This is a genomic window from Cohnella lubricantis (genome assembly GCF_014212015.1).
GTDB lineage: Bacteria > Bacillota > Bacilli > Paenibacillales > Paenibacillaceae > Cohnella > Cohnella lubricantis.
Window position 1 is genome coordinate 1 of sequence record NZ_JACJVN010000084.1, and the last position, 6,249, is coordinate 6,249.

Below are 6,249 nucleotides of genomic sequence, written 5' to 3' on the forward strand. Positions count from 1 at the left end.
TCTTGTTCAGCAAGCCCTAATTAGCGGCTCTACAAATGATATAAAATGTATTGTTGAGATCGATTTGCTTCATCTGGGATTCGTTTGTAAATCGAACGGTAAAACTCTCGTTCCTCATCAATATGGATGCAAAGCAGCTTCCGATACCTCTGGCAAATCGCGGCTAACAAGTCTCGATGTACTTTTAGCCTCGTCCCGTACGATAACTTTTCTCTGGAATACGGCTCGTCTTGATAACCCTCCTGCCATTCCTCGTACTGAGCCATCAATTTGCCCTCTTGCAATAAATTTAACCCATTAAAAACAAGCTTGAAGTCTTGAACAATAAACGAAGCCAAACTGCATACTATGCTATGGCCGAAAAAAAATGGCGAGTTGTGTTGGACGGAGATCAATGGAAGAGATTCCTGATTCAATAACCCCCTGCTTTGTCTCCGTGTTTGTAAGATCTCCGCGGTTTGAGTTTCGGTTACAGATACTTCCGTATGCCATCCGATCCTTTCAGTAAATCGATCCACCTCTTCAACTACCGAAGCATTACCGTACACCAATTGCGGTACTAGATAGGCCTGTATTATCACATGTTGTTTATAGGGCACATTGTTGAACTCATCCTGCGCCAAATGTCTCCATTCGCACACGGTTATCCAGTCGCCGACTGGCTCATCCGTTTTAAAGGCTGGAACCATATCCAACTCTTTGAGCCATTCTTCTTTATCCGTCACAATCAAAGGCTCAATATCGCCCGGCCTTGGCAACTTACCGATCTTTGCCGTTGAGGGATCGGCAAGTTGAAATAAATTCCACAACGCGTCTACTTGATCTCTGCTAAGCCAGAGCGTTCGAGTAACCTCATCGATGCACTCCCATAACAGATCCATGAACCGTTCAAAGAATGTTGTCGTAAACATGACAATGGGCCAGCCTTGAGGATGAACATGGCCGTCATAGTCTTGCATCAGTTGTTCCTTTTCTGTCTCTATTTTCCACTCTTGGCCCATTAGCTTGTGCTGGACCGCAGCCATCAGAAAACCAGGTTCGACCTCAAGTATCTGTTCTGCAACAGTAACCTGTCGCATAAAAAAATCAGGAACACATTGATCGAAAAACTCAAAATAATCAGCGTTGAGCTCTGCCTTTACAAGGGAGGAGTATTTTGTACCGGAGGTATACATCTCCTCTAATCGAATAAGTTTTTCAGTCACCTTATTATCTAATGGGTGCTTCCTATTAAATCCCATAAGCATACGCATAGCGACAATTCGGCAAAGAAAATGATCACGTTCGAGCAAGTTGGCGAGCATTTCGACATGAAATGCCATGATATCCGGCTCTTCTTCAACAACACAATAGATGATCGCCAACAGTCTACGCAGCAACCTTCCGGATGCTTCCGGCAATCGCCCAAGCAGAGGAAGAAGTGTTATCTCTGGCCGCTGGATAGCCAAAATGACAAGCGCCCGCACAAGCTTTTCGCCCAGATCAACCTCGGAAGTATCGAGTTCCTTAAGTATAAACTCAATCGCCTTTGCCTCAAAACGAGCCGAATGGTCCATGGAATCCGAATACGTATTGGGTTCATACAGCCAAGAGTAATCATATCCCTTGGGCAGTTGGGAAAACATACTCGCGCAATGAGTCAGGAACTCCTCAACGACATTCTCTAGCTCGTCTTCCTCCAGCAAGTCAAACAAACCCGCTGCTGCGATGGCCGGGGTTGTGTAGCCACCTTGCGATCCAATTGTCGATCGGTAACAGGCTTCCAATAGCACATGTGCTGCCTTTTGTTGATCGATTGCCGCGATATCGGCCAAACACCTGTTTGTTGCCGGCCAATAGGAGTTTCTCAGGAATTCGTGATATGCCAGCTCAAAACTTGATATGGCATTGTTATGATCTCCGATTGCCATGAAACACTGGCCCAACTCTTTCAAAATTGCGGGTTCCGGAGAGTATCTCTGTGATTGTATAAACTCCAAGATGCGCAATAACTCTGTGGAAGTAGACGCTTTAGCGATGTACTGACGAAGAGATTGATTTATGAATCGAGGGGCGTAAAAATAACTGTTTTCCTGATTCAATCTTTCTACCACCGAGCAGAACACATCAAACGAGTCTGAACACTTTTCCAGCAATTCCTGAACAGAGTAACTTTGACTGTCCAGTTTATATTGTTCGGAACCCCGAGAATCTCTGTCATTTTCCTCGTCCTTGTAGATTTCATACCCTAACTTTTCCTTTAGATCAGCAGGCCAGTATCGAGGAGAGATTTCGGTCAAGACAAACCTGCGATACCGCTCTGTAAAAGTTGCATGTTTGGTCTCGTCATTTATTACATGAGTCATTTCAAGTATATGCCTGCGCATTTTAAACATTTGACCAATATAACCATCAGAATGATTCGCTACAGTTTCTGTAAGCCCCCACAAGAGATGAGGATCCTCATCCTGGGATGTCGTAATATAGGCTTCAAGGCATTCTTGTACTTTCCACTTGCCTACCGATTTTGCATAGTGGAGCAGAAGGTTGAACGCTGCTGAACGATCGATACGAAGCACCGCTTCAAAAGCTTTGGTATGCAGACCGCTGGTTTCTCTTCCGGATGTTAGATGAGGCATTAAGTCAACCAACGGCAAAAGCCTCGCCATAAATTGAATGGCCTTTTCAGGATTGTTATGTCCGACCAGCGATACCATATCGATAAGATGATATAGCGTAACGTCCTTATGGTAGCCATAGATCAGCGAGGAGCGAATTCCGTACTGCATCCATTTCGATGCTTCATTTTTGAGCCCAATCCTGCCCATAATTGCTGATAAGCGGAGGAAATGTTCGGCCCGGCTCCCCCCTTTCAAAAGGGTAGTATGTTCATACGTCAACGCGCACGCCCTGACAATTGGTATTAGAGCATGAGTAAACCCTTTGATATGAGACAATCTTTCCCACACTGACAATTCAAATGAATAATCGCGAATAGACTCGTTGATTCCATAGTGCGTAATCCAGGTATAGGAATTGCGCAGTTCCTGCAATAGTTCTGCCCACTCGCCCATCCGCCGCGGCATGTTCCCGGTGACTTTCTCCGTCAAAACACCAATTGTGAGGGGAAGAATCTCCCTTATCAGGTCAATCGCTTCAATTGTCCGTTCACCAACGCCGCGCTTTGCACCAATCAACGAAACAATACATTCCTTGGCGACTTGAAACCACTCGTTCTCCTCATCTCTTAGCAGCAGTCCCACAGCGAAACCGGCTTTCTGAACATGGCTGACAATCGCTCCCCAGAAAGTATCGTGTTGCTCTGTAGTTATAGAAAATCCTTTTGCTAGATGCTTATAATTCCCCTCGTAAGCCACAACTATTGCGGAATAAAAATATTTATGCAGGACAGGGTCTCCGCTGGAAATACGATCAATTTGGGATAGCTTTGGCGCATCAATCGCTCCTGCCAACTTGGTGACTTCTGCTGGAGGGTAACCTGCTGTCGCGGCAAAGCTGGCGAGTTCTACATTGCCGCTTTCAGAATTTTGCTCCAAGTATTGTGCTAACGCAATCTTCAGAAGATCCAACCGGTCATATCGCATAGCCGCCCTCATGACATAATAACAAACCAATTCATTGGGAAAGAGCATTTTGACACGCATGATGGAGGACAACCTATTTCTTTGATCAAACCTCACCAGAGAGTCGATGTATGCCTCTAGATGCGGAGCATAGCCTGGCGCAAACAATTCCTTTCGTTCGAGAACATCAGGAGTGAAATCAAAATGTGCCAGCCAAGATACGGCCCGTCCATGATTCGATGTATACAGCGCCAGACACTTGGCAATTTCAATCACTTGGTGCTTCTTTTGTCTACCGTCAGAAAAACTTCCGTCATACTCAGAAGAAAATACTTCAAATAACTGTTTCCCCCGTTCGATTCGATTTGTCTCGGCCATATAATACATGATCTTTAGAGCGGTTTCGCGATCTACCAACCATCTGTCTGCCTCAGATGAGTATGCAAATGCCATGACATCTTGCTCACGGCCTTGTGCCAGCAACGTTTCTGCAAGTAAAGTACGATTTAAATTTTCCTGGAGACGTTCTCTAGTCCTAAACTTCAAGGCTCCCAACCGGCTTAAGGCGATTATATCTTGAAGTTGATAAGCGGAGTCGATCGCAGTGTTTAACGCCTCATTAATTTCTCTTGAAGGACGACAATGCTGCAGTGATCGTTCAATGAAATCGTCATTCACTTCCTCTATGATATAACGCCTCTGACCGATCTCCTGAGCGTATGCAAATACGTGCCCAAACCATCGTGGTGTATTTTTCTTTTCCCGAAGGTATGAAAAGATGGATTTTCTAACTTCGGTCGTCCAGTCTTCCGGCAATTGCTCGATAATAAATTCTTTGAAACTGTTATGAAATACGGAAAGTCTGTCATCCGAAATGCGCAGCAAATGACTCATAGTTTTGAAGGCATCTTCAAAATCCGCTCTTTGCAGTCCGGATATGGCCATCAATTCTTCACGATGAATATAGAAACGCAAACATGCCATAACAGCACAAAGATGCCTAGCGTTACCCATGCCAACCCGTTCGAATTCTTCCCAAATAAAATGATAATACTGAACAATGTTACCCTCGTCTGCCGGATATAACGAGGCAATGACGTTCGACACAGATTCTCCTCCGAGAATCCTTTCTGCGACATAAGACAAATAAAGAGGCAGACCTTGACTCTGCGAGTGAATTTCTGCAATCTGGGAGCGAGTAAGCCAATTTATGCCTCTTTTTTCAACTAAATAGGCTTCTGTTTCCCGCGGCGCAAATAATGGCATTACTACATGGCGATCCGCATGGTTTCGAATGAGTCTCAAGAAGTAAGGCCATTTGTGAAGTTCCTGACTCCCAATCAAAATGATCATACCGGCTGGTACCTCGGCTGGCAGCGCCGAGATTACCGTGTCCCTGAGTTCCGATTCCAGTCGTTCCGCATGGTCCAATCCATCCAAAAACAACAAAAATCTTCGGCCAAGGCCGGATACATGCTTCGCTATCGCTTGCAAACATTCATTAAAATTGCTTTCACTATAGTCGTACCGCCGGCGTAGAATCCCGTGGTAGCGACGCTGCAGTTCATGTAACAAATTTGATCGTAAACTCTCTGCTTTCACTCTGCTACGCTGCGCATTGTCATGAACGCCAACAAAGCAATAATAAGAAATCACTTCAAATTTTTCGTCATTCAAATTTCTGATGTATTCAGTTAATGAGGTGGACTTGCCACTTCCTGGTGGACCGGTAACAATGACATACCCTTCCTCAACCTTTGATAAAGCATGATCGAGACGCTTTCCCAAAGTTTCTGGTTCAATATAGTGATCCTGATGTACTGGGAAAACTTGCGGAAGCAATAACGTATTCTGCGCACGGTGAATAATCTCCTCGATTACCTGAAGGGTAACAGGCTCTCTCGATTCAATCGCGTAGGTTTTGATGGTCTGTAGGAAATCATAAAATATAGCTTCGCTTGATAATCCAAGCTCCCGATCAAGCTGGACAATACGAATGTAATCAGACAGATCCTTAATTTGTGGTAAACGAAGGAAAAACTGAAAGCTACAGAGTAACTGCCGAAAATCGTCCTCCGCCAACCCGGATGCCTCTCTCATGTCGGAGCGTAATTGTCTCAAATCGCCTCTATTCCGGTCTTCTATAAAAGCCTGTCTAAAGGTACCATCTTCTGCTATACAATTAACCAAACTTGCATCCAATGAACGATTGGAGCAAAGTCGAACCTTAATAGGTTGCTCCGGGAATCGTTCACTTAACATTTTCCAGCTGTCGGCAAACTTCTTGAGAAATACTGGACTCTCGGGGTTTAGAAAGTGAGATGCTTCATATACATCAAATGCATGAACTGCATATTTTACCTGGTTACCTATCACTTGCTCATCATCAAAAATGACGATATCATCTAAGTTTCCTGAACGCTCATATTCGAGGTACATTCGAAAAGGTTTATTTGCAATATAGTATTTCAAGGCAAAACGCAAAGCGACCAAATCCTGAAAATCGTCACCTTTGCGCCTCGAACTACCCGGTTTCCCCGCTTCAGGCAATACGTCCCCCTCCAGTCATCTACTTTTCCATCTACTACATTGGCGTCGCGGTCTGCAGACATGAAACTACTTTAGATATCTTCTTATCGCATTTTTATGAGAAAATTCATTATAAATAGGGCTTGCTGAATAATCA

Annotated in this window: 1 protein-coding gene; it reads right to left on the bottom strand. The window is 44.5% G+C overall.

Going from position 1 to position 6,249, the window contains the following annotated elements; genetic code table 11:
* Positions 1-29: 29 nt before the first annotated feature.
* Entirely contained in the window at positions 30-6,113 is a 6,084-nt protein-coding gene (locus H4Q31_RS19520) for an AAA family ATPase (RefSeq protein WP_185180740.1), read from the bottom strand.
* Between the last annotated feature and the right edge of the window lie 136 nt (positions 6,114-6,249).